The 20,515-nt window shown below is 66.2% G+C and carries 19 protein-coding genes and 6 tRNA genes; 12 read left to right on the top strand and 13 right to left on the bottom strand.

Features of this window, described 5'->3' with window-relative positions; genetic code table 11:
* Window positions 1-12 precede the first annotated feature (12 nt).
* From hemE to hemQ, 3 genes are all read left to right on the top strand, one after another.
* Window positions 13-1,062, top strand: a complete 1,050-nt coding sequence (hemE, locus tag AC51GT_RS05850; RefSeq protein WP_496328169.1) for a uroporphyrinogen decarboxylase — start codon at window positions 13-15, stop codon at window positions 1,060-1,062.
* On the top strand, window positions 1,059-2,420 hold the full coding sequence (locus tag AC51GT_RS05855; protein ID WP_496328170.1) for an FAD-dependent oxidoreductase: 1,362 nt from the start codon (window positions 1,059-1,061) through the stop codon (window positions 2,418-2,420). The genes hemE and AC51GT_RS05855 overlap by 4 nt, the downstream gene beginning before the upstream one ends.
* Window positions 2,421-2,482: 62 nt before the next feature.
* Window positions 2,483-3,178, top strand: coding sequence for a hydrogen peroxide-dependent heme synthase (gene hemQ / locus AC51GT_RS05860; RefSeq protein ID WP_496325182.1), 696 nt, complete (start codon window positions 2,483-2,485; stop codon window positions 3,176-3,178).
* Window positions 3,179-3,276: 98 nt separating this feature from the next.
* On the opposite strand, the gene AC51GT_RS05865 is transcribed toward hemQ, so the two are convergent.
* The 3 genes from AC51GT_RS05865 to AC51GT_RS05875 are packed head-to-tail and all read right to left on the bottom strand — an operon-like array spanning window position 3,277 to window position 6,969.
* On the bottom strand, window positions 3,277-4,524 hold the full coding sequence (locus tag AC51GT_RS05865) for a glycosyltransferase family 87 protein (protein ID WP_496328476.1): 1,248 nt from the start codon (window positions 4,522-4,524) through the stop codon (window positions 3,277-3,279).
* A 55-nt stretch (window positions 4,525-4,579) separates the two neighbouring features.
* Window positions 4,580-6,157 carry an alpha/beta hydrolase gene (locus tag AC51GT_RS05870; RefSeq protein ID WP_496328171.1) on the bottom strand — a complete coding sequence of 526 codons (1,578 nt, stop codon included), beginning with the start codon at window positions 6,155-6,157 and terminating at the stop codon, window positions 4,580-4,582.
* Window positions 6,158-6,183: 26 nt separating this feature from the next.
* Entirely contained in the window at window positions 6,184-6,969 is a 786-nt protein-coding gene (locus AC51GT_RS05875; RefSeq protein WP_496328172.1) for a dihydrofolate reductase family protein, read from the bottom strand.
* 34 nt (window positions 6,970-7,003) lie between these two features.
* Here AC51GT_RS05875 and zapE point away from each other — a divergent pair, with 34 nt between their 5' ends.
* Both zapE and AC51GT_RS05885 read left to right on the top strand, forming a co-directional pair.
* Window positions 7,004-8,017, top strand: a complete 1,014-nt coding sequence (gene zapE / locus AC51GT_RS05880; protein WP_496325179.1) for a cell division protein ZapE — start codon at window positions 7,004-7,006, stop codon at window positions 8,015-8,017.
* A gap of 55 nt (window positions 8,018-8,072) precedes the next feature.
* The gene (locus AC51GT_RS05885; protein ID WP_496328173.1) at window positions 8,073-8,642 is read left to right on the top strand and encodes a YdeI/OmpD-associated family protein; all 570 of its coding nucleotides are present in this window, start codon (window positions 8,073-8,075) and stop codon (window positions 8,640-8,642) included.
* Window positions 8,643-8,653: 11 nt separating this feature from the next.
* Here AC51GT_RS05885 and AC51GT_RS05890 read toward each other — a convergent pair whose 3' ends face one another.
* Together AC51GT_RS05890 and AC51GT_RS05895 are read right to left on the bottom strand one after the other, a co-directional pair.
* Entirely contained in the window at window positions 8,654-9,217 is a 564-nt protein-coding gene (locus tag AC51GT_RS05890) for a GNAT family N-acetyltransferase (protein ID WP_496325177.1), read from the bottom strand.
* Between the two features lie 160 nt (window positions 9,218-9,377).
* Window positions 9,378-10,193 carry an SDR family oxidoreductase gene (locus AC51GT_RS05895; RefSeq protein ID WP_496328174.1) on the bottom strand — a complete coding sequence of 272 codons (816 nt, stop codon included), beginning with the start codon at window positions 10,191-10,193 and terminating at the stop codon, window positions 9,378-9,380.
* Window positions 10,194-10,289: 96 nt separating this feature from the next.
* On the opposite strand from AC51GT_RS05895, the gene AC51GT_RS05900 reads away from it, so the two are divergent.
* Window positions 10,290-11,072, top strand: coding sequence for a helix-turn-helix transcriptional regulator (locus AC51GT_RS05900; protein ID WP_496328175.1), 783 nt, complete (start codon window positions 10,290-10,292; stop codon window positions 11,070-11,072).
* Here AC51GT_RS05900 and AC51GT_RS05905 read toward each other — a convergent pair.
* From AC51GT_RS05905 to AC51GT_RS05935, 7 genes are all read right to left on the bottom strand, one after another.
* Window positions 11,064-12,359, bottom strand: a complete 1,296-nt coding sequence (locus AC51GT_RS05905) for a glycosyltransferase (RefSeq protein WP_496328176.1) — start codon at window positions 12,357-12,359, stop codon at window positions 11,064-11,066. The genes AC51GT_RS05900 and AC51GT_RS05905 overlap by 9 nt on opposite strands.
* On the bottom strand, window positions 12,356-12,943 hold the full coding sequence (locus AC51GT_RS05910; RefSeq protein WP_496328177.1) for a TetR/AcrR family transcriptional regulator: 588 nt from the start codon (window positions 12,941-12,943) through the stop codon (window positions 12,356-12,358). The genes AC51GT_RS05905 and AC51GT_RS05910 overlap by 4 nt, the downstream gene beginning before the upstream one ends.
* A gap of 241 nt (window positions 12,944-13,184) precedes the next feature.
* Window positions 13,185-13,259 (bottom strand) — tRNA-Val (locus AC51GT_RS05915).
* Between the two features lie 24 nt (window positions 13,260-13,283).
* A tRNA-Gly gene (locus AC51GT_RS05920) sits at window positions 13,284-13,359 on the bottom strand.
* A gap of 44 nt (window positions 13,360-13,403) precedes the next feature.
* Window positions 13,404-13,478 (bottom strand) — tRNA-Val (locus AC51GT_RS05925).
* Window positions 13,479-13,512: 34 nt separating this feature from the next.
* Window positions 13,513-13,586: transfer RNA gene (locus AC51GT_RS05930), tRNA-Cys, on the bottom strand.
* A gap of 20 nt (window positions 13,587-13,606) precedes the next feature.
* A tRNA-Gly gene (locus AC51GT_RS05935) sits at window positions 13,607-13,679 on the bottom strand.
* A gap of 238 nt (window positions 13,680-13,917) precedes the next feature.
* On the opposite strand from AC51GT_RS05935, the gene AC51GT_RS05940 reads away from it, so the two are divergent.
* Window positions 13,918-13,989, top strand: a tRNA-Val gene (locus AC51GT_RS05940).
* Between the two features lie 95 nt (window positions 13,990-14,084).
* Here the strand turns inward: AC51GT_RS05940 and AC51GT_RS05945 are convergent.
* Window positions 14,085-14,711, bottom strand: coding sequence for a DUF2461 domain-containing protein (locus AC51GT_RS05945; RefSeq protein ID WP_496325172.1), 627 nt, complete (start codon window positions 14,709-14,711; stop codon window positions 14,085-14,087).
* A 154-nt stretch (window positions 14,712-14,865) separates the two neighbouring features.
* On the opposite strand from AC51GT_RS05945, the gene AC51GT_RS05950 reads away from it, so the two are divergent.
* The 5 genes from AC51GT_RS05950 to AC51GT_RS05970 all read left to right on the top strand — a co-directional run bounded on the left by AC51GT_RS05950 (window position 14,866) and on the right by AC51GT_RS05970 (window position 20,499).
* Complete coding sequence (locus tag AC51GT_RS05950) at window positions 14,866-16,005, top strand: acyl-CoA dehydrogenase family protein (protein WP_496328178.1); 1,140 nt, start codon at window positions 14,866-14,868, stop codon at window positions 16,003-16,005.
* Window positions 16,002-17,288, top strand: coding sequence for an acyl-CoA dehydrogenase family protein (locus tag AC51GT_RS05955; RefSeq protein ID WP_496325170.1), 1,287 nt, complete (start codon window positions 16,002-16,004; stop codon window positions 17,286-17,288). The genes AC51GT_RS05950 and AC51GT_RS05955 overlap by 4 nt, the downstream gene beginning before the upstream one ends.
* 36 nt (window positions 17,289-17,324) lie before the next feature.
* Window positions 17,325-17,765 carry a TIGR02611 family protein gene (locus tag AC51GT_RS05960; RefSeq protein WP_496328179.1) on the top strand — a complete coding sequence of 147 codons (441 nt, stop codon included), beginning with the start codon at window positions 17,325-17,327 and terminating at the stop codon, window positions 17,763-17,765.
* Window positions 17,766-17,887: 122 nt separating this feature from the next.
* A complete protein-coding gene (thrS, locus tag AC51GT_RS05965; protein ID WP_496325168.1) occupies window positions 17,888-19,939 on the top strand; it encodes a threonine--tRNA ligase in 2,052 nt (683 codons plus the stop codon).
* On the top strand, window positions 19,936-20,499 hold the full coding sequence (locus tag AC51GT_RS05970; protein WP_496325167.1) for an ATP adenylyltransferase: 564 nt from the start codon (window positions 19,936-19,938) through the stop codon (window positions 20,497-20,499). The genes thrS and AC51GT_RS05970 overlap by 4 nt, the downstream gene beginning before the upstream one ends.
* Window positions 20,500-20,515 lie beyond the last annotated feature (16 nt).

Below are 20,515 nucleotides of genomic sequence, written 5' to 3' on the forward strand. Positions count from 1 at the left end.
CATGTGGAGGTGATGTCTGAACATGATGCTCGCACTGTCTCTCCGCTGGTCGCGGCTGCCCGCGGGCAGGTTCCCAGCCACCGTCCGGTCTGGTTCATGCGCCAAGCTGGGCGCTCGCTACCAGAGTACCGGGAGATCCGTGCTGGTCGCGGGATGCTCGAGGCCTGTTTTGATCCGGAACTGGTCTGCGAGATCACCATGCAGCCGGTCCGCCGCCACGGTGTGGACGGGGCGATCCTGTTCTCCGACATCGTGGTTCCCCTCAAGGCCGCCGGCATCGACCTCGACATCGTTTCCGGTGTCGGTCCGGTGATCGCAAATCCGGTGCGTACACACGCCGATGTGCAGGCCCTGCCGATCCTGCGGCCGGAGGCCGTGGGCGCGGTCTCGTCGGCCGTCAAGTTGCTCAAGGCCGAACTTGGCGGCACCGCACTGATCGGGTTCGCAGGCGCGCCGTTCACCCTGGCGTCGTATCTGATCGAGGGCGGACCGAGCCGCAACTATGAGAACACCAAGGCGCTCATGTACTCCGAGCCGCAGGTGTGGCACGAACTCGTGGGCAAACTCGCCGACATCACCATCGCTTTCCTCAAGGTGCAGCTCGAAGCCGGCGTCGACGCCATCCAGCTGTTCGATTCGTGGGCCGGGGCACTCTCGGTTGCCGATTACCGCACCTTCGCCCGGCCACATTCGGCGCGCGTGTTCGCCGAACTCGCGTCCTACGACGTGCCGCGTATCCACTTCGGCGTCGGAACCGGTGAGCTGCTGCACGATATGGGCACCGCAGGCGCCGACGTGGTCGGTGTCGACTGGCGGATACCGCTCGACGAGGCCGGTCGCCGTGTCGGTCCCGGCAAGGCGTTGCAGGGCAACCTCGACCCGGCGTTGCTGTTCGCGCCGTGGGAGGTCGTGCAGTCCCACGTCCGCCGGATCGCTGCCGAAGCCGACGCCGCCGTGGCCGCCGGTTCGGCGGGCCACATCTTCAACCTCGGTCACGGCGTGTTGCCGACCACGGACCCGAGCATGCTGACGCGGGTGGTGGAGCTGGTGCATTCGCTGTGAATCCCTCGCGGCTGGCAGTGATCGGCGGCGGTATCTCGGGTCTGATGGCCGCCTACCGTCTACGGACACTGCTCGGACCGGCCGTCGACATCGAGATCTTCGAGGCCACCGATCGGCTCGGTGGCACCCTCAAGGGCGTCGAGCTGGCCGGTCGACGGCTTGATGTCGGCGCCGAGGCGTTCCTGGTCCGGCGCCCCGAAGTCCCCGCGCTGCTGGACGAACTCGGTATCTCGGGGCGGATGGTGCACCCGGGCACGCTCGGTCCCCGGATCCTGGCCCGGTCGGCGCTCGAGCCGATGGCGCGGCCCACGCTCATGGGGATTCCCGCCGATCCGGCCGTGGTCGCGCATCTCGCCGAACCCGCCGATCTGGCGTTGATGACCGACGAACCCACCCGGCCGTTCCGGTGGACGTCCGGTCAGGATGTGTCCATCGGCGGACTGGTCGCGCAGCGTTTCGGTCGTTCGGTGGTCGACCGCAGCGTCGACCCGATGCTCTCCGGTGTCTACTCCGCCCGCGCCGACGACCTGGGTCTGCGGGCGGTATTGCCCGCGCTGGCCGCAACGTTGGACGCCGGCGCCCCGAGTCTGACCGCGGCTGTCACCGAACTGCTCGGCGCCACTCCGGGTCAGGGACCGATCTTCGGCGCGTTGACCGATGGCTATTCCGAGCTCCTCGACGTGCTGATCGAGCGGTCCGCGGTCACGCTGCGTACCCATGCCGTCGACGATGTTCGCCGCGGCGAGGACGGCTGGCTGGTCGACGGAGACGCCTACGACGGGGTCGTCTGTGCGCTCGCGGCGCCGGCTGCGGCCCGCGTGCTGGGGTCCGAACCCGCCCTGGCCGCACCACTGTCGCGCATCGACGTCTCCGGATCGGCCGTGGTGGCACTGGCATTGGGCCCGGAGGTGATCCTGCCGGAGTTGTCCGGCGTGCTGGTGGCCAGCGACGAGACCGTGGTGCGCGCCAAAGCATTCACCTTCAGCAGCCAGAAGTGGCCGCATCTGGCCGGTGACGGCGCGCTCGTCCGCGCGTCCTACGGCCGGTTCGGTGCGCCGGTCACCGGCATCGACGACGAACAGTTGATCGACTGGGCCACCGGAGACCTGTCCACCGTCATCGACATCTCAGGCGGCCGCGGCGAGCCCCTGCGACCGGTGGACGCGGTGGTGCAGCGGTGGCCTTCCGGACTGCCGCGATATGGGACCGGGCATGCCGAACTGGTCGCCGAGCTCGACCAGAGCCGTCCGCGTGGACTCGTCCTGGCCGGTGCGGCCTACAACGGGGTGGGGGTCCCGGCGTGTATCGGCCGGGCCGACCGGGCAGCGCGCCAACTCGTGGCCGACCTGATCGCCTGACCCCTCGCACATCGGCCCCCTGGGCTGCCGAGACACAGCCGGTGGGTGGCAGTATGAAATCCATGACCCGCCTGGATTATGCCGAAATCAATGCCACCGTCCGCTATCTGATGTTCTCGGTTTTCTCGGTTCGCCCCGGTGAACTCGGTGACGATCGGGCCGAGGCGATTGCCGACGCCACCAAGTTCTTCGATTCGCTGGAAGAGCGCGGCGTCGTGGTCCGTGGCCTCTATGACGTCGCCGGCCTGCGGGCTGATGCCGACTTCATGATCTGGTGGCATTCGGAAGAGGTCGAGCAGATCCAGGCTGCGTACGCCGACTTCCGTCGCACCACGATCCTGGGCAAGGCCAGCAACTCGGTGTGGAGCAACGTCGCGTTGCATCGTCCGGCCGAGTTCAACAAGAGCCACATCCCGGCTTTCCTCGCCGGTGAGGAAGCGGGCAAGTACATCTGCGTCTACCCGTTCGTGCGGTCGTACGAGTGGTACCTGCTGCCCGACGACGAGCGCCGCAAGATGCTCGCCGACCACGGCAAGGAAGCTCGCAGCTACAAGGACGTGCGGGCCAACACGGTCTCGTCGTTCGCGCTGGGCGACTATGAGTGGCTGCTGGCCTTCGAGGCCCCCGAACTGCACCGGATCGTCGACCTCATGCGTGATCTGCGGGCCACCGAGGCCCGCATGCACGTGCGGGAGGAGACACCGTTCTACACCGGGCCGCGGGTCGAGGTCGACAAGCTGATCGCCTCTCTGCCCTGATCGATCGGGCCCTCACAAACGAGCCGGTTATACGAAGACGAGCCACAAATATGTGGCTCGTCTTCGTATAACCGGCTCGTTTGTGGAGCTGTGGGGGGTCAGGCCGGCAGTTCGGCCTTGATCGGTTGGTCGCGCTTGCGCAGATCGAGGTAGCGGAACAGCAGCGAGCAGAACACCGCGATCATCAGCAGCGACCAGCCCCAGGTGACCTTGTTGTATTCGATGGCCCGGCCGAAGGCTTCCCACCTGATCGAGTAGAACGCATCGAACGACAGACATCCGTAGACGCCCAGCCAGGCGGGCCAGTTCCGGACGGCCGAACCCCGCAGAAGGACGGTCATCAGCAGCGGGAACAGCAGCATCGAGTAGTAACCCTGGCCGAGTGAACCCACCAGCCACGAGGTGCACAGCAGAACGCCCGACGAGGTCGCCATCCAGAGCAGTTCATCGCTCTGGCGGTAGTAGCGGTACAGGAACCAGAGGCTGAACGCGGCCATACCGACGAAGGCCAGCCGCAACAGCCAGACCAGCCAGGTGTCGACGCCGAAGTAGGCGCCGGTGCCGACGATCGAGCTGTTGTAGTAGTCCCGCGCCTCGAACAGGTACGGAGCGGTGCGGGTGAAGAAGTCCATCGGGTCGGCCGAGAGCGGCCAGGCCATCGCGGTCAGCAGGATCGGCATCCCGATGGCGCCGACGAACACCTTCCACTGCCGGTTGAGCAGCGGCAGCAGGAGCAGCACGGCCAGGACCGGTTTGACCGCGATCGTGATACCCAACGGGACACCGGCCCACAGATCCTTGCGCTGCAGTGCCCAGGTCATGAACAGCAATTCACCCAACAGCACAAAGGAATTGAAGTTCACGAAAATGAGGGTGTGCGAGACACTCTCGGACAGGAAGAACACGAACAACACCACCGGCATGACCGGCGAACGCCAGGAGTACCCGAACATCCGGGTGATGAGGTAGGCGCAGAACACCAGCACGACCGCGGAGGCGAAGATGAACAGCCACCGCGACTTCTCCGGATCGAGGTAACCCAGTGGTGCCATCAGCATGGTGCCGGACGGAGGGTAGAGGTAGTGCGGATCGACGGTGTTGTAGTTGCCGTTGTAGACCGGTTCGTTGCGCAGGAACGCCAGCGCGGCGCGGTACACCGGTGCGAAATCGTCGGTCCGGTCGCCGTTGACACCCAGGATCAGCGACCGCTGGATCACCATCAGGATCGCGACCGGCCACAACACCATCGACACGATCCGACCGGTGTCGACCTGCGGAAACAGCAATCGATCACGGATCGTTGCAGGGCTGGTCGTCAGGTGTTGGTCGTCGCGGGTGTCATTCATCGGCACTGCCGCACCGTACTACGGCCACCGGTGGCCGCGGCGCCCGACACGGGACTCAGGCCGGACAAGCGCCCGTCGTCGGGGGTGTTCCGGAGTGCGCATACGCCATCACGGCCTGGCCGGCACAGTCCGAATGCGCGGTCACCGAGTACCCGAGCCCTTCCCACGTCAGCATCGAGAAGTCGGCACCGGCGCCCACCAGGCCACCGTTGACACCGTCGGTGGCGACCGGCCCGTTGATCGGGTCACCGGCGCCACGGAGGACCAGAACCGGCACCGGTAGCTCGCGCAGCGACGGCGGTGCGTCGCCGGAAGGGAACCCGTTGCAGCGCAGGAGACCGAGTGCGGCATTGCTGCCGGTCAGCGGATATTGCTGACTCCATTCGGCGATCAGATCCGCGACCTGGTTCTGGCCGACCGGTTCGGTGGTGTCGTTGCAGCGTGAGAGCAGTTGGCCGTCACCGCCGCGCAGTTCACGGGACTGTTCGATCGCGGTTCGCAGCGGGCCCAGGGTGCCGTCGTCGGCCTTGCTCAGCAGGTCGGAGGTGGCGGCGATGACCGCGGGCCGGTCACCGGGTGTCACGGCGATCGTGGTGGTCGCCGCGAGGAGGATGTCGGTGTCGGAGAATCCGCCGACGTTCCCGGCCCGGGCCCGTTCGAGGAGTCCGGCGATGGTGGCCGCGGGATCGGCGCCGAGAGAACAACTCAGTGCCCGGCACTGTTCGGCGAAGGTCCGCAGCGCGGCGTTGGTTCCCTCGGCGATCTGCTGGGCCGAGTTCTGGGCGTTGGCGCCGTACGGGGCCGGGGTGTCCAGGATCAGTCGGGCGACATGGTCGGTGTACAGACCGGCGTACGCCAGTGCCACCGCGGCGCCGTTGCCGACTCCGATGATCCCGATGTGCTCGACGTCCCACAGGACACGCAGTTCCTCGAGGTCGGCGGCCGCATTGTTGGTGGTGAACTGCACCTGGTGAGGGCTCAGCGTCTCGGTGCAGCCGTCGGATGCGGAGGTTCCCGCCGCGGCCAGGCGGCGTTCGCGGTCCGCGTTCGCATCGGCCGACTCGCTGAAGCCGTTGCTGAGCAGGGTGTTCCGTTCGAGGTTGGTCATGCAGTCGAGCGGGGTCGACTCGCCGGTGCCTCTGCGGTCGACGGCCACCACCGGGTTACCGGCGAGCAGGGCGCTGCCGCCGCCTGCGGCCAGCGAGACCAGCGTTCGGGCCGACGCGAGGTCGGTGCCCGAGGTCAGGACCAACGGAGGTGCCTCGGCGGGGGTCGCCGATGATCGGGCCCGCACCGCGGACACCAGAACGGTATCGATGCTCTGGACACCGGGGGTGACCGAGTTCGTGTAATTGGCGCAGTCGAGGGTGATGCCGTCGGGTAGCGCGGCGACGCCGAGGCGTTCGACCGTCGCGTCGGTGCACTCGGTCCAATTCAGGTCCGACGCCGGGGCCGCCAGTTCCGGCGGTGCCTCGGCGGTCGAGGGCGTCTGCCCGCCGTCACCGTCCTGCTCGATCACCAGATCGGGACCGGGGTCCGGACCGGCGGAGCATCCGGTGAACGCACCGATGGTCACTGCCGTGGCAATCGCGCACAGTCGGAGCCGGCGGCGGATCACGGTGGGGCGTCGCATGATGGCGAGGGTACTGGCGCGGCCGGTCATCGCTGATCGCGCACCCAGCGCACGTACAGGTAGTCCTCGTCGTCGGCCAGGACGTGAGCCCGCCGCATCTGCCGGGCCGCGGTGCCGCCCGCGGTGAGGTGCCTGGCGTCGCCGGCGGTGAGCACCGGTGCGACGGTGACGCACAACTCGTCGAGCAGGTCCTTCTCGATCAGTGTGCCGAGCAGCGACGGACCCCCTTCGCAGAGGACCCGCCACCGGCCACTGCCGGCCAGATGGGCCGCGACCGCGGTCATGTCGACCCTGTCGGTGCCACAGTCGACGAGCGTGGCACCGGCCTCGACGAGACGTGCCCGGGCGTTCGCGGGGGCGTCGCGGCAGGTGAGGATCTCGGTTCCGGGGTCGGTGATCAGTGGATTGTCGGGCGCGATGGTGAGCGCGTTGCTCACCAATGCCAGTGTCGCCACGGGCGTTTGACCCAAGCCGGCGCGACGTCCGGCCATGTCGGGGTTGGGCTGCACCGGCCCGTAACCCTCCGCGACCGCGGTCCCTGCCCCGACGACCACCACGTCGGCCAGTCCGCGCAGCACCATGAACAGCCGACGGTCCCCGTCGCCACCGAGGCCGCCGGAGAGACCGTCCACCGCCGCGCCACCGTCGATTGAACCGATCATGTTGGCGCGCATCACGACAGCGCCCGCCGGGGCCGGGGGATAGGCGTAGAGGTCGGCGAGAGCCTCGGGACACAGCTCCGCAACCGTGGTTCCCGCGCGGTCGACGCCCCGGGTTCCTGTGAGCTGGGTCGCTTTCGTCAATGGGTGCACGGAACCATTCTGACCACTTGACTAGGCTCGCGACATGCCAGCACGTCTGAGCGACCGCACGCCGCAGGTCGCACCCGAGGCCCTCATCGGTGAGATGGTCCCGCCGTCGATGTTCGACGAGGTCAGTTTCGACTCCTACATACCCGATCCCAACGAGCCCAGTCAGGCCCAGGCGGTTGCCGCGGCCCGCGCCTTCGTCGAACGCGCCAAGAAGGTCAAGGGCGGCAAGAAAGGCCTGTTCGGCCGCAAGTCCGCACCGCAGGCCGGACTCGGTCTGTACCTCGACGGCGGGTTCGGTGTCGGTAAGACACATCTGCTGGCGTCGATCTATCACGCGATGCCCGAGCCCAAGGCGTTCGCGACATTCGTCGAGGTGACCCACGTGGTGGGTGCCCTCGGCTTCGTCAACGCCCTCGAGCGGCTCTCGGAGCACTCGGTGCTGTGCATCGACGAGTTCGAACTCGACGATCCCGGTGACACCATGCTGGTGTCGCGGTTGCTGACCGAACTCTCGGCGAAGGGTGTCTCGATCGTCGCCACGTCGAACACATTGCCCGGACAGCTCGGTGAGGGCCGCTTCGCAGCCCAGGATTTCCTGCGGGAGATCAAGAAGCTGTCGGCGGTTTTCGAGGCGATTCGCGTCGACGGTCCCGACTACCGCCACCGTGATCTGCCGCCCGCGCCCGATCCGGCCACCGAGGCCGAATTGCGGGAACTGGCCGAGAAGACCCCGAACGCCACGCTCGACGACTTCGACGAGCTGTGCGCGCATCTGGCCAAACTGCATCCGTCGAAGTACAAGGCCTTGGTCGAAGGCGTCAGCGTCGCCTGCGTCTCCGGGGTGCACCCGGCGGCAGATCAGACGGTGGCATTGCGGATCGTGGTCCTCGCCGACCGGCTGTACGACGCCGGTATCCCGCTGATGGTCTCGGGGTCGAAGCTCGACGAGATCTTCACCGAAGAGATGCTCAATGGCGGTTACCGCAAGAAGTACCTGCGGGCGACCTCCAGGCTGCTGGCGCTGTCGCGGTTCGCCGAATCCAGGTAGCCGGCCGGCGTTCGATCCGGACCGGGGTCTGATCGATCCGCCGTAGGCTGGTCACATGGCTGATCCCGCGGCGCCACACCTGCACCCCGCAGATCTGGCTGAGTGGAGCCGGTGGCTCGAGGCCAACCACGACACCTCGCCAGGTGTCTGGCTGGTTTTCTGGCGCAGGGAGTCCGGCAGGGTGCCGCTCGATTACGACGGTGCCGTGCGAGAGGCGCTGTGCTGGGGCTGGATCGACGGCCACACGCGAGCCGTCGATGCCGATCGCCGTGGCATGTGGTTCACCCGCCGGGGTCGCAGCAGCGCGTGGGCCGCATCGAACCGGGCACGTGTTGCCGACCTGATCGCCGAAGGTCGCATGCGGCCGCCGGGACAAGCGGTGATCGATGATGCCAAGGCCTCCGGTTTGTGGAATCTCCTCGAGGACGCCGAGGCGCTCATCGAACCGGCGGAACTGGCATCTGCGCTCGACGACGACCCGGCGGCGCGCGGTCATTGGGACCGATTCCCGCCCAGCGCAAGGAAATTCGCGTTGACGCAGATCGCCATGGCCAAGCGGCCGGAGACGAAGCGTAAGCGCATCGTCGCGATCGTCGAGAAGGCAGCCCGAGGTGAACGACCCTGACCCGCAAAGGATCAGGCGGGGCTTCCCTGAGGGCTGCGCGCGAAGATGAAGTCGTTGCAGATGGCGCCGTTGACCTGAAAGGTCTTGTGGCCCACGATGTCGAAACCCATCTTCTGGTAGAAGCGCTGCGCCCGGATGTTCTTCTGGTTGACGCCGAGCCAGATCAGTTCACTGCCTGCCGCAGCCGCGTGGTTCAGAGCCGCGGCCATCAGCCCGGCCGAGGCGTCGCGGCCGTGATGGCCTGGTAGCACGTACATTTTCGACAGCATGGTGACCGGTCGCGCGGTGATGGTCGACAGTACGTCGCGGTCGGTGGGTTCTTCGTCGACGACGAGCGCGTACCCGGCGATCTTCGAGGTGGCCGGGTCGACTGCCTTGAAGACATGGTGGGTTGGATCCGCCATGAACGCCAGGAAATGTTCGGCCGTGAGGTTGTGGGCCACGAAGTGTTCGATGTCGGTGATGGTCAGTTCCGGCGGACAGGCGAGAGGGAAGGTCACGGCGGCAACGGCCGCGATCTCAACCGCGTCCTCGGGTACGGCGATGAGGATCTGAGCCCTGTCGTTCTGGGTCATGCGGCTGGTCATCCTTGTCGGTCGGCGGGTCGGCGGAGAATCTCATTGTTTGATCAAGACGTCGGCCACGTTGTCTCGGGCACGCACCCTTTCAGTTCACCACCCTTCCCGCGCTGACGTCGACGGTTCCGGCCCCCCGGATTCCGGAGCCGACGACAGGTCAGATGATCTGCTCGGTGGGGAGGATGTGGATTTCGGTGAGATTCACGTGCCCGGGAAGGGAGGCGAGGAAGGCGACGGTCTCGGCGATGTCCACCGATTGCAGTACGTCGATCTGTTCGATGAGGTCCGCCATCAGCTTGCTCGCGGAGGGGTCGGTCACGTGGTCGGGGAGTTCTGTGTCGACCATGCCCGGTTCGATGGCGCAGACGCGGATCTTCTTCCGGCCGAGTTCCATGCGGAGCAGCCGGGTGAGTTGGGTGAGATAGGCCTTGGTGGCCGAGTACACCTGGAAACCTTCGAGATACCGGACGGCGGCGGTGGAGGATGTGACGACGAGGTCGGCCGGTCGCCCTGCCGCGGCGGCCGCTTCCAACGGGCCGACGAATGCCCCGATCGTGTTCATCGTGCCCTTGATGTTGAGATCGATCTGCGCGTCCCAATCGGCAACTGCGAGGTCGCTGATCCCGGAGATGAGTTGAACGCCGGCGTTGGCGAAGAGCAGGTCGACCGTGCCGAGTTCGTCGGCGATCCGATCCGCGGTCGACCGGACGGCGTCGCGGTCGGTGAGGTCGGTCGGTAGGGCCAGAGCGATGCCGCCCTTGGCGCGGATGCGGTCTTCGAGTGTGTCGATCCGGTCGCCGCGGCGGGCCAGGAGCGCGACCGAGGCGCCGAGTTCGGCGAAGCGCTCCGCGGTGGCGGCGCCGATCCCGCTGGAGGCGCCGGTGACGACGGCGACTCTCCCGGCGAGGGGGGTTCCGGCGATGATCTGAGGTCCGGGGATCTGGGCAGTGGTGGTGTTCTGTGTTGTGTTCACCTCACCAGCGTCCGTGTCCGAGCGACGGTGAGGGAGGCCGCGACAGGGCCACTCTCACAAGGGGTTCGGATTGCCGTCCGACAGTAGGCTTCGACCATGACGCAGGCAGATCTAGGAGAGTTCCTCCAGACCCGACGCGCCCGGGTTCAGCCCGAGCTGCTCGGAATACCTATCGTGGGCCACCGGCGCGTTCCGGGCCTTCGTCGCGACGAGGTGGCGACCGACGCGGACATCAGCGTGGACTACTACCGGCGGATGGAGCAGGGGCGCGAGCGGCACCCTTCTGAACAGATCCTGGCGTCCCTGGCGCGGACCCTACGGCTCACGCCCGATGAGCAACGGCACCTCTACGCGCTGGCCGGTGTCGCATGGAAGCTCGATGGGCAGGCAGTGAATCGCCCGGTGCCCGCCGAGCTTCTGACGCTGCTCGACACCTGGCAGGAGGCAGGGGCGATTGTCCTCGATCCGGTCCTCGACGTCATCGCACTCAACGCGCAGGCGGAGGAGTTGTTCAGTGGATTCGCCGCCCGGAGGAATCTGTTGGAGATGGTGCTCCTCGACCCACACGGGCGCTCGTTCTTCGTCGACTGGGAGGCCTCGGCCCGGGCCACTGTCGCCAACTTGCGGGCCAGCGCCGATTTCGGTGAGACCCCGGCCCGGTTTCGTGAGCTCATCGCCGAGCTGCGACGGAACAGTGCGGAGTTTCCGGCGCTGTGGGCGATGCACGACGTTGCGCCGAAGACACACGAAACAAAGGAGCTTCGGCATCACGAACGAGGTCTGCTGACCATCGACTTCCACGCCTTCGGTGTCTCGAGCGCACCCGGGCACCAGTTGCTGGTCTATCGGGAGCAACTCAAGGGTCGATCATCACCCTGACGCCGATGGCTGCCGGTTCACGGCTCCGGAGACATCGAGGTCCTCGAGCTCGGCGACCAGGGTGCCCGCCGCTGCGTCGCGCCTGATGATCACGCCGAGTTCGGCCGCGGCCGCCGCGTACGACGGAGTGTCCAGGACGCGCTGCGTGGCCGCTGCGATCTTGTCCGGCGTCGCCTTGCGCGAGAGCGTGATCCCGGCACCTCGGGCGCTGACCCGGACTGCGTTGTCGGCCTGGTCCCGGCCATGGGGCAACGCCACGATCGGCACGCCTGCGGCCAGCGCGCGGACCACCGTGCCGTGCCCGGCATGGGTGATGACGGCACGGGCATGTTCGAGAACCGCGGAGTGAGGTGCCGCCGCGACGACGGTGACGTTGGCGTGCGCGTGCAGGGTGGTCGGGTCGATCGCCGGTCCGGTGGTCACATAGCCACGAACCGGCATCTGCGCGAGCGCATCGACGATTCGCTGCAGGCAGGCCGCCTGGTCCTGAAACGTCGAGGACAGGGCCACCAGGACCAGCGGTGCGTCACCGGCGGGCGGGGTCCACCGGTCGGCACCGGTCCAGGCGGGATCGTCGAGGACGGCGCCGACATACCGGACGTGCGCAGGCATCTGGGCGGGGAAGTCGAACCCGGCGGAGGTCAGGACCAGATGTCTGCGTGCCGCGTGCATCTGGTCGAAGAACTCGGCCACCGGCGCAAGACCGTAGGACACCCGCAGTCTGTTCAGAGCCTCGGTGCCCTTGTTCCACTGGCTCAGTGTCAATGCCCTGACGGTGCGATCGCGGAGCCGGGTCACCCGGCCGTGGGCCGGCTGCAAGCCGAGACCAACCGGCGGCATGCCTGTGGTGGGCAGGAGATAGGTGTTGGCGAACGGCACGTCGAACGGGACCCCGCGGGCCTGCGCGGCAACCATCGCACCGACCGCGAAGAACGAGCAGACCGCCAGATCCGGATGAACGGAGTCGATGACGTCCGCCATGTCACGGGCGTAGGCGGGTGCGGGGCCGACGAATTGGCGGTTGCGCAAGCGGGCGAACAACGTGATCGGGTTCGAGCATTCCCAATCCTCGAGCGGGTCGTCCGCGGCGCTGCGGGACGCCCGGTTGGGTGCGGCGGTCCACGGCACAAATCTCGCACCGATGGATTCGACGTCCGAGGTCATCGAATCCTCGGCGAGGACGGTGACGCGGTGGCCCCGTTCGACGAGTCGTCTCGCCGCGCCGAGTTCAGGAGGTACGGTGCCGCCGCCGTCGACCAGGGCGAAGAGGTATGTGTGCGCCTTCATGTTCTGGTTCCTCTCAGGACGCCGACGACCAGGTCGGCCATGGATTGTTCGGTGGCCGCCCGGCTCAGACCGAGATCGCGCCGGAGCAGTTTCCAGACATAGACGTCGGTCGCCGCATGCAACGTATGGAGGGCGTGGACACGGGCTGCCGGTTCCGTGGGCAGTCGGTCGCCGAACATCGCGACCAGCCACTGCTGGTGAAGGGTCCGCGCCTTGTCGAGGGCGGTTGCCAGGTCGGGAAATCGGTCCGCCGACATCGCCCATCGGACGTTCGCATCACCCATCAGCTCGTACTCACCGACCAGTGCGTTGATGGCACCGCGGACGTCGCCGGGTCGCGCGGCGTGACGGGCGGCGTTGGTCTGCTCCGCCAACGACTCCGCCAATCCGCGAACCACCCCGGCCTTGGATTCGAAATGATTGAGCACCGTCTGGTGCGAGACACCCGATGCCTTGGCGATCGAGGCCAGGGTCACGTCCTCGAAGGACCTCTCCATGAAGAGGTCTTTCGCGGCGGCGAGAATCCGCTCGCGGGTGGCGACTTTGCTCTCGGCGCGACCGGTCTGGGTGTAGGTGCGTGTCATTTTCATTTGACTGCCACTCAAGCACCGACTTGAGTGCCGGTCAAGCGAATTCATTCACCGAACAAAAAAGCCGGGCCGCCGTGGCGGCCCGACCGGGGGAGTGCGGGGGATGTTCTGGACTCAGACGAACGTGGCGCAGATGCGCTGTGCCGCGGCATGCAGTGCCCGTTCGCGCTGCGTATCGACATATCCGGACACGAGAAAAACCCGGCCTGGGGGCCGGGTTTCTCTTTTCGAACCATGGTGCGCGATACAGGGATTGAACCTGTGACCTCTTCCGTGTCAGGGAAGCGCTCTCCCGCTGAGCTAATCGCGCCTGTTCATGGGGATTCGATCTGTTTGGAGCGGATGACGGGATTCGAACCCGCGACCCTCACCTTGGCAAGGTGATGCGCTACCAGCTGCGCTACATCCGCATTCGTTGAAGAAGCCCCGGTACAAGCCGGGGCTTCTTCGACGATGGTGCGCGATACAGGGATTGAACCTGTGACCTCTTCCGTGTCAGGGAAGCGCTCTCCCGCTGAGCTAATCGCGCTAGATCTTGTTCAGTTGTAAGCCTATTCAAACAATGGAGGCGGCGACGGGAATCGAACCCGTGTGCACGGCTTTGCAGGCCGTTGCCTCACCACTCGGCCACACCGCCACGGTGAATCTCGATCTTCGAGCGGATGACGGGATTCGAACCCGCGACCCTCACCTTGGCAAGGTGATGCGCTACCAGCTGCGCTACATCCGCATTCGGAACCAGGGTCTTGGTCGTGCTGTCCTGGCAACGAGGACAAACATTATCGGACCGACCCGCAAAGTCACAAATCGCCTGATCAGGCGGATTTCGGGTGAAGCGGCGCCGATGTTGATCGAGTTTCGGGTGGTGTTGGTGGGGTCGGTGGGATCGACCTTGCGATTTGGTTGCACGCAGGGTCATCGTGTTAATGTCTTCCGGTCGAGACCGAAGGATCTGGTCACGACAAACTGGTCCCGTGGCTCAGTGGAAGAGCGTCCCGTTCACACCGGGAAGGTCGCTGGTTCGATCCCAGCCGGGACCACATAGAAGAGGACGTCGCCCAAGCGGCGTCCTTTTCGTTGCCCTCCCCGGCAGTGTTTCGGACACCGTTCCCGGTTCCGTCGTTCTGACCCCCGCTCAGCCGTGTTGCATCGCCCATTCGACCAGTGGTGTGCCTTCGCGCCAGCCCGCCCGGATGCGCTCGATGAGTTCGGGTGTGTGGATGAAGTCGTCGAATCCGAAGTCCTGGCTCACGGTGAGGGTTTTGTGCCGCAGTAGGGCAATCCGTGGATGGTCTTTGTCCCATCCACGCGGCGCGGTCTTCAGCGTCGCGCCGCCGATCTCCCATCCGCCGGCGCGCAAGGTCTCGATGATCTTCTCGAGCTCGGGACCGAACAGGTCGTTGTCGATGGCGGCGCGCAGGTTCGCGAGCCGTTCGGGCGTCGAATCGTAGAATCCGGCGGCGATCTTCACGCCCGGTGCACCGATCTGCACGTAGTAGCCGGTGGCCGGTCCGACGGCGACAAACGCTCCCTGATGGGTCTTGAACGGCGTCTTGTCCTTGGCGAAGCGGACATCGCGATACGGGCGAAAGACCTTGGCCTGTCCGAACTCGTCGCTCAACGCCTCGGCGAGTTGGTTCATCGGTCCGGCGACGGCGCGCTGATACGTCTGCTTGTGCGCTTCCCAGAACGCCTTCGAGTTGTCCTGCTCCAAGTCGTCGTAGAAATCCAGCGCGGCCTCTGGGAATCCCTGGAAAGTCATCGCCAAATGGTACGTCGGCACCGATGTCGACCCGTTTCCACTTGCCTCGGTGGGCACCGAGCGGCTACTAATTGAATTCTGGATGAGAATTACGTTCTCGCTCAGAGAGATCTATGTATTCGCAGGTGCGACCGAGGTGAGGACGTGCACGCCCATGTTGTTGGAGCTGACCGACGATCAAGAGTTCTTCCGGGACACCACGGACAGGTTCCTGTCGGCGAAGGTGCCGGTGGCCGAACTCCGTCGCCTCCGGGACGATCCCGTCGGGTATCCGTCGGACTACTGGCGCAAAGGTGCCGAACTGGGCTGGACCAGCCTGCTGGTCGACGAGCAACGCGGTGGTGGATCCATCAGCGGTTCCGGGCTCGCCGATCTCACGCTGGTTGCCCATGAGTTCGGACGCCATGCCGCGCCGGGCCCCTTGCTGCCCACGAATGTCGTCGCCTCGCTGCTGAACACCTACGGGTCCGAAGAGCATGGCGCCGTACTCGAGGAACTGCTGGCCGGCACCGCGACCGCGGCCTGGGCGCTCGCCCGGCCGAACGCGAAATCTCTGGTTGCGGTCCGGGACACCTTGATCACCATCGAAGGTGACGAGGTGGTTGTCCAGGGTGCCAAGCGCCCGGTCGAGGGGGCCGCTGCGGCCGACCACCTGCTCGTCGTCGGGCGGACCGGGGAAGGCCTGTCGCAGGTGCTCGTTCCACGGACTGCCACCGGTGTCACGGTCAAACCTCTGCAATCGATCGACCTGACCCGGCGGTACGCCGCCGTCGACTTCGACGAGGTGCGCGTGCCACTCTCGGCGCTGGTCGGTGAGCCGGGGCAGGCCCGCGAGGCCGTCACCCGGGGTTGCCAGGTGGCGATCGTGATCAACTGCGCCGAGTCGGTCGGCGCGATGCAGTCGGTGTTCGACATGACCCTGGAATGGGCCTTCGACCGCTACTCGTTCGGTCGGGCCCTGGCCTCATACCAGGAGATCAAGCATCGTTTTGCCGACATGAAGATGTGGCTCGAGGCCGGTCACGCCGTCGCTGACGCCGCCGCTGCGGCGGTTGCCGCGCAGGCCCCGAACGCCGCGGAGGTCGTCAGTGCGGCCAAGGCGTACATCGGTCAGTACGGCGAGGAACTGATGCAGGACTGCGTGCAGATCCACGGCGGGATCGGTGTCACCTTCGAACACGACCTGCACCTGTACAGCCGGCGCGCGAGCGCCAATCGATCCACTTTCGGCGTTCCCGCCGATCACCGGCAACGCATCGCCGACATCGTTCTGCGCCAGGAGGCCACGGTATGACCGCCCCCAAGACCGACACCGCCGACACCGAGATGGAATCCGTCGAGGACTTTTCCGCCCGGGCCCGCGCCTGGATTCAGGACAATCTCAAGCGATCCGACCCGGCCGCCCACATCGGGGTGATGCGCAACGAGGGCAGCGACGAGGAAGAAGTGGCCCTCGTGGCCCGCGAGCGTGAAATCCAGCGCATGTTCTACGACGAAGGGTTCGCCGGGATCTGCATACCGCGCGAGTACGGCGGTCGCGGTCTGACCCGGGCACACCTGAAGGCTTTCGACGACGCACTCGGCGGTTACGAGTACCCGGCCCGTCTGCAGTCGCCGACGTTTGCGCCTTGCGTGGGCGTCATCCTCGACTACGGCACCGAAGAGCAGAAAAAGCAGCACATCCCCGCCATCCTGAAGGGCGAGGAGATCTGGATGCAGTTCCTCTCCGAGCCCAGCGGCGGATCGGACGTGGCAGGTGCGCTGACCACCGCGGTGCGCGACGGTGACGAATGGGTGCTCAACGGATCGAAGATCTGGACCACCGGTGCCTGGTGGTCGGACTGGGCACTCTGCCTGGCCCGGACCAACTGGGACGTCCCCAAGCATCGCGGCCTGACGGTCTTCATGCTGCCGCTGCGTCAGCCGGGCATCGAGGTGCACCGCATCGAACTGCTCAACGGGTCGCGGGAGTTCTGCCAGGAGTACCTGACCGACGTCAGGGTCCCGGACAGCGATCGGGTCGGGGAGGTCGACAACGGCTGGAAGGTCGGCACCGGCTGGATGTTCCACGAGCGGATGGCCCATCACTCGCCGTACACGACGATGCCGGCCGGTTCGGCCCGTGGTGGTTCGCGCGTGCCCGAACTGATCGAGGTGTTGCAGGATTCCGGCCGGGCCGACGATCCGATCAGTCGCGACCTGATCGGCGAGGCGCGAATGTTCGATGTGGTAAAAGATGCTCTGCAGCAGCGTATTTCGCGAGGCATCGCCAAGAAGACCGTGTCGGATCAGGCGGCCAGCATCGCCCGGCTGATGACCGGTGTGGCCGCTGTGCGCTCGACGGCGATCGGATACGAGCTCACCGATGCCTCCGGTGCGGCGTGGGACAGCGACGACGGCGCAGTCGCCGAGCGCGGCGTGGACAATCTCATGCGGCAGGTCTCGACGATCGCCGGCGGCACCACCGAGATGGCCCGCAACGCGATCAGCGAGCGGCTGCTCGGGATGCCGCGTGAGCAGACTCACGACGTGAACCTGGCGTTCCGTGACGTTCCGAGAGGGCGATCCGGCAGCTGAACCGGTGCCGGCCCCCCGGTTACGTAAGCTGTGACCATGGATCGAAGTGGGGACGCCGTGGAGCGGCAAGACGGTAACGGCTTCCTGCAGGCGATATCGAACAAGCGCAATGACATTCGGAATCGGCGCACTCTCAACCTGGTCTATCGCTGCGCCGTCGGGTTCATCGGTACCGCGGTGCTGGCAGTGGGCATCGTCACGATCCCGTATCCGGGTCCGGGCTGGCTGATCGTCTTCACCGGCCTGGGCATCCTGGCGACGGAGTTCGTCTGGGCCCATCACGTGCTGAAGTTCGCCAAGGGCAAGTACGACAACTGGATGGACTGGATCTCGGCGCAGCACTGGTCTGTTCAAGCCATATTCTGGTTGTTGACCTGTGCCGTTGTCGTGGGGACGTTGTGGCTTCTGGGCGCATTGGAGATGGGCGCGGGCTGGGTCGGCATCGAATGGACGTGGCTGGCAAGCCCCGTTCTGTGAGCCATCGCGCGCGTCCCGGCAACCGGACGTGGGCCTGCCGGGTGGTCGGCATTACGATCATGGATTGACATGGAACCCGGCCGCCCTCGGTCGGGTGGTTTCATTCGACAAGGAGTGCCCAGGTGCCAGAAAATCCCGTTCCCGGTCCATCAGCCACGATCGCGGTGGCGGCCGGGACCACCGCGGGTGCGGCGCTGCGCGAGAGCGGGCATCCCAACAAGGGTCCCGAGGCGATTGTTGTGGTCCGCGACGCCGACGGCACCCTGCGTGACCTGTCCTGGGCCCCCGACTCCGACACCGTCGTCGAACCCGTCGCCGCCAACACCGAAGACGGCCGCAGCGTCATCCGGCATTCGGCCGCCCACGTGCTGGCCCAGGCCGTCCAGGACCTGAACCCGAAGGCCAAGCTGGGCATCGGACCGCCCATCGAGAACGGTTTCTACTACGACTTCGACGTCGAAGAGCCGTTCACGCCGGAGAACCTGACGGCGCTCGAGAAGAAGATGAAGCAGATCATCAAGTCGGGTCAGCGCTTCTCCCGACGCGTCTACGAATCGGTCGACGAGGCCAAGGCCGAACTGGCCGGCGAGCCGTACAAGCTCGAACTCGTCGAAGACAAGGGTTCGGCCGACGACCCCGAGGTCATGGAGGTCGGTGGGGGAGAACTCACCGCCTACGACAACCTCAATCCGCGCACCGGCGAAAAGATCTGGGGCGATCTGTGCCGCGGGCCGCACGTGCCGACCACCAAATACATCTCCGCGTTCAAGCTGACCCGCAGCTCGGCGGCCTACTGGCGGGGCAACCAGGACAACGCCGACCTGCAGCGTGTCTACGGCACCGCCTGGGAGTCCGCAGAGGCGCAGGACGCCTACCTCGAACTGCTCGCCGAGGCCGAGAAGCGCGACCACCGCAAGCTCGGTGCCGAGCTCGACCTGTTCAGCTTCCCGGACGCGCTGGGTTCCGGCCTGCCGGTGTTCCACCCCAAGGGTGGCATCATCCGCAAGGAACTCGAGGACTACTCCCGGCAGCGTCACACCGATGAGGGCTACGAGTTCGTCAACACCCCGCACATCACCAAGAGCAACCTCTACGAGATCTCCGGCCACCTCGACTGGTACCGCGACGGGATGTACCCGGCGATGCACCTCGACGCCGAGCTCGACGAGAACGGCGAGGTGCGCAAGCCCGGCCAGGACTACTACCTCAAGCCGATGAACTGCCCGATGCACAACCTGATCTTCAACGCCAGGGGACGCTCGTATCGGGAGCTGCCGCTGCGGATGTTCGAGTTCGGATCGGTCTACCGGTACGAGAAGTCCGGCGTGATCCACGGATTGACCCGCGTGCGCGGCATGACGCAGGACGACGCCCACATCTACTGCACCAGAGAGCAGATGCGGGCCGAGCTGACGGGCGCGCTGAACTTCGTGCTGGGTCTGCTCAAGGACTACGGCCTCGACGACTACTACCTCGAACTGTCCACCCGCAACCCGGACAAGTCCGTCGGATCGGACGAGATCTGGGACGAGGCGACGGCCACCCTCGCCGAGGTCGGTGAGGCCTCCGGCCTGCGGCTGGTACCCGATCCGGGCGGTGCCGCGTTCTACGGCCCCAAGATCTCCGTGCAGGTCAAGGACGCGCTCGGCCGCAACTGGCAGATGTCGACCATCCAGCTCGACTTCAACCTGCCCGAGCGGTTCGAGTTGGAGTACACCGGCCCCGACGGCTCCAAGCACCGTCCGGTGATGATCCACCGGGCGCTGTTCGGATCCATCGAACGGTTCTTCGGTGTTCTGACCGAGCACTACGCGGGCGCGTTCCCGGCCTGGTTGTCGCCGGTGCAGGTGGTGGGTATCCCCGTCGCCGACACGTTCGTCCCGCACCTGGACGACGTGGTGGCACAGCTCAAGTCGAACGGTATCCGGGCCGAGGTCGACCAGTCCGACGACCGGATGCAGAAAAAGATCCGCAATCACACGACCGGCAAGGTGCCGTTCATGTTGCTGGCCGGCGAACGCGACGTGGAGGCGGGCGCGGTGAGCTTCCGGTTCCGCGACGGTACCCAGGTCAACGGTGTGCCGGTCGCAGATGCGGTCCGCATCATCACCGAGTGGGTCCGGGCCCGCCGCAACGAATCGCCCACCGCCGGGCTGATCGAGGCGCCGGCGTGATCCGGGACGTGGGGCCGGGGCAACCCGATCGACTTCAGCGGCTGTGGAGCCCACACCGCATGTCGTACATCACCGCCGCCCCACGCACCGCCTCCGGCAATGGTGACGACTCCGAGTCGTCGGCGAAGTCGGTACATCCGTTCATCGACATCCCCCGGATGTCCGACGAGGCGGGTCTCATGGTCGCCCGCGGCGAGACGGTCTATGCGGTCCTGAACCTGTATCCGTACAACCCCGGGCACGCGATGATCGTGCCCTACCGCCAGGTCGCCGACCTCGAAGATCTCACCGAGGCCGAAAGCGGTGAGCTGATGGTCTTCACCCAGAAGATGATCCGGGCCATCAAGTCGGTCTCCAATCCCGATGCGTTCAACGTCGGTCTCAACCTCGGGACCGCGGCGGGCGGTTCACTCGCCGAACACCTGCATCAGCACGTTGTGCCCCGATGGGGCGGTGATGCCAACTTCATCACGGTGATCGGTGAGACGAAGGTGATGCCGCAGTTGCTGCGCGACACCCGGGCTCTGTTGGCAGAAGCCTGGCTGAAGCTGCAGGATTGACGGCGCAGTAGCTGAT

Source organism: Williamsia sp. z34, assembly GCF_059553395.1.

Bases quoted from the DNA above. Each gene is read 5' to 3' on its own strand.
- AC51GT_RS05900 (WP_496328175.1), top strand. From the start codon at position 10,290: ATGACGCAGGCAGATCTAGGAGAGTTCCTCCAGACCCGACGCGCCCGG.
- AC51GT_RS05955 (WP_496325170.1), top strand. From the start codon at position 16,002: ATGACCGCCCCCAAGACCGACACCGCCGACACCGAGATGGAATCCGTC.
- AC51GT_RS05890 (WP_496325177.1), bottom strand. From the start codon at position 9,217: ATGACCCAGAACGACAGGGCTCAGATCCTCATCGCCGTACCCGAGGAC.
- AC51GT_RS05905 (WP_496328176.1), bottom strand. From the start codon at position 12,359: ATGAAGGCGCACACATACCTCTTCGCCCTGGTCGACGGCGGCGGCACC.
- AC51GT_RS05865 (WP_496328476.1), bottom strand. From the start codon at position 4,524: ATGAATGACACCCGCGACGACCAACACCTGACGACCAGCCCTGCAACG.
- AC51GT_RS05950 (WP_496328178.1), top strand. From the start codon at position 14,866: ATGTTGTTGGAGCTGACCGACGATCAAGAGTTCTTCCGGGACACCACG.
- AC51GT_RS05870 (WP_496328171.1), bottom strand. From the start codon at position 6,157: ATGCGACGCCCCACCGTGATCCGCCGCCGGCTCCGACTGTGCGCGATT.
- hemQ (WP_496325182.1), top strand. From the start codon at position 2,483: ATGACCCGCCTGGATTATGCCGAAATCAATGCCACCGTCCGCTATCTG.
- AC51GT_RS05910 (WP_496328177.1), bottom strand. From the start codon at position 12,943: ATGACACGCACCTACACCCAGACCGGTCGCGCCGAGAGCAAAGTCGCC.
- hemE (WP_496328169.1), top strand. From the start codon at position 13: ATGTCTGAACATGATGCTCGCACTGTCTCTCCGCTGGTCGCGGCTGCC.
- zapE (WP_496325179.1), top strand. From the start codon at position 7,004: ATGCCAGCACGTCTGAGCGACCGCACGCCGCAGGTCGCACCCGAGGCC.
- AC51GT_RS05960 (WP_496328179.1), top strand. From the start codon at position 17,325: ATGGATCGAAGTGGGGACGCCGTGGAGCGGCAAGACGGTAACGGCTTC.
- AC51GT_RS05945 (WP_496325172.1), bottom strand. From the start codon at position 14,711: ATGACTTTCCAGGGATTCCCAGAGGCCGCGCTGGATTTCTACGACGAC.
- AC51GT_RS05885 (WP_496328173.1), top strand. From the start codon at position 8,073: ATGGCTGATCCCGCGGCGCCACACCTGCACCCCGCAGATCTGGCTGAG.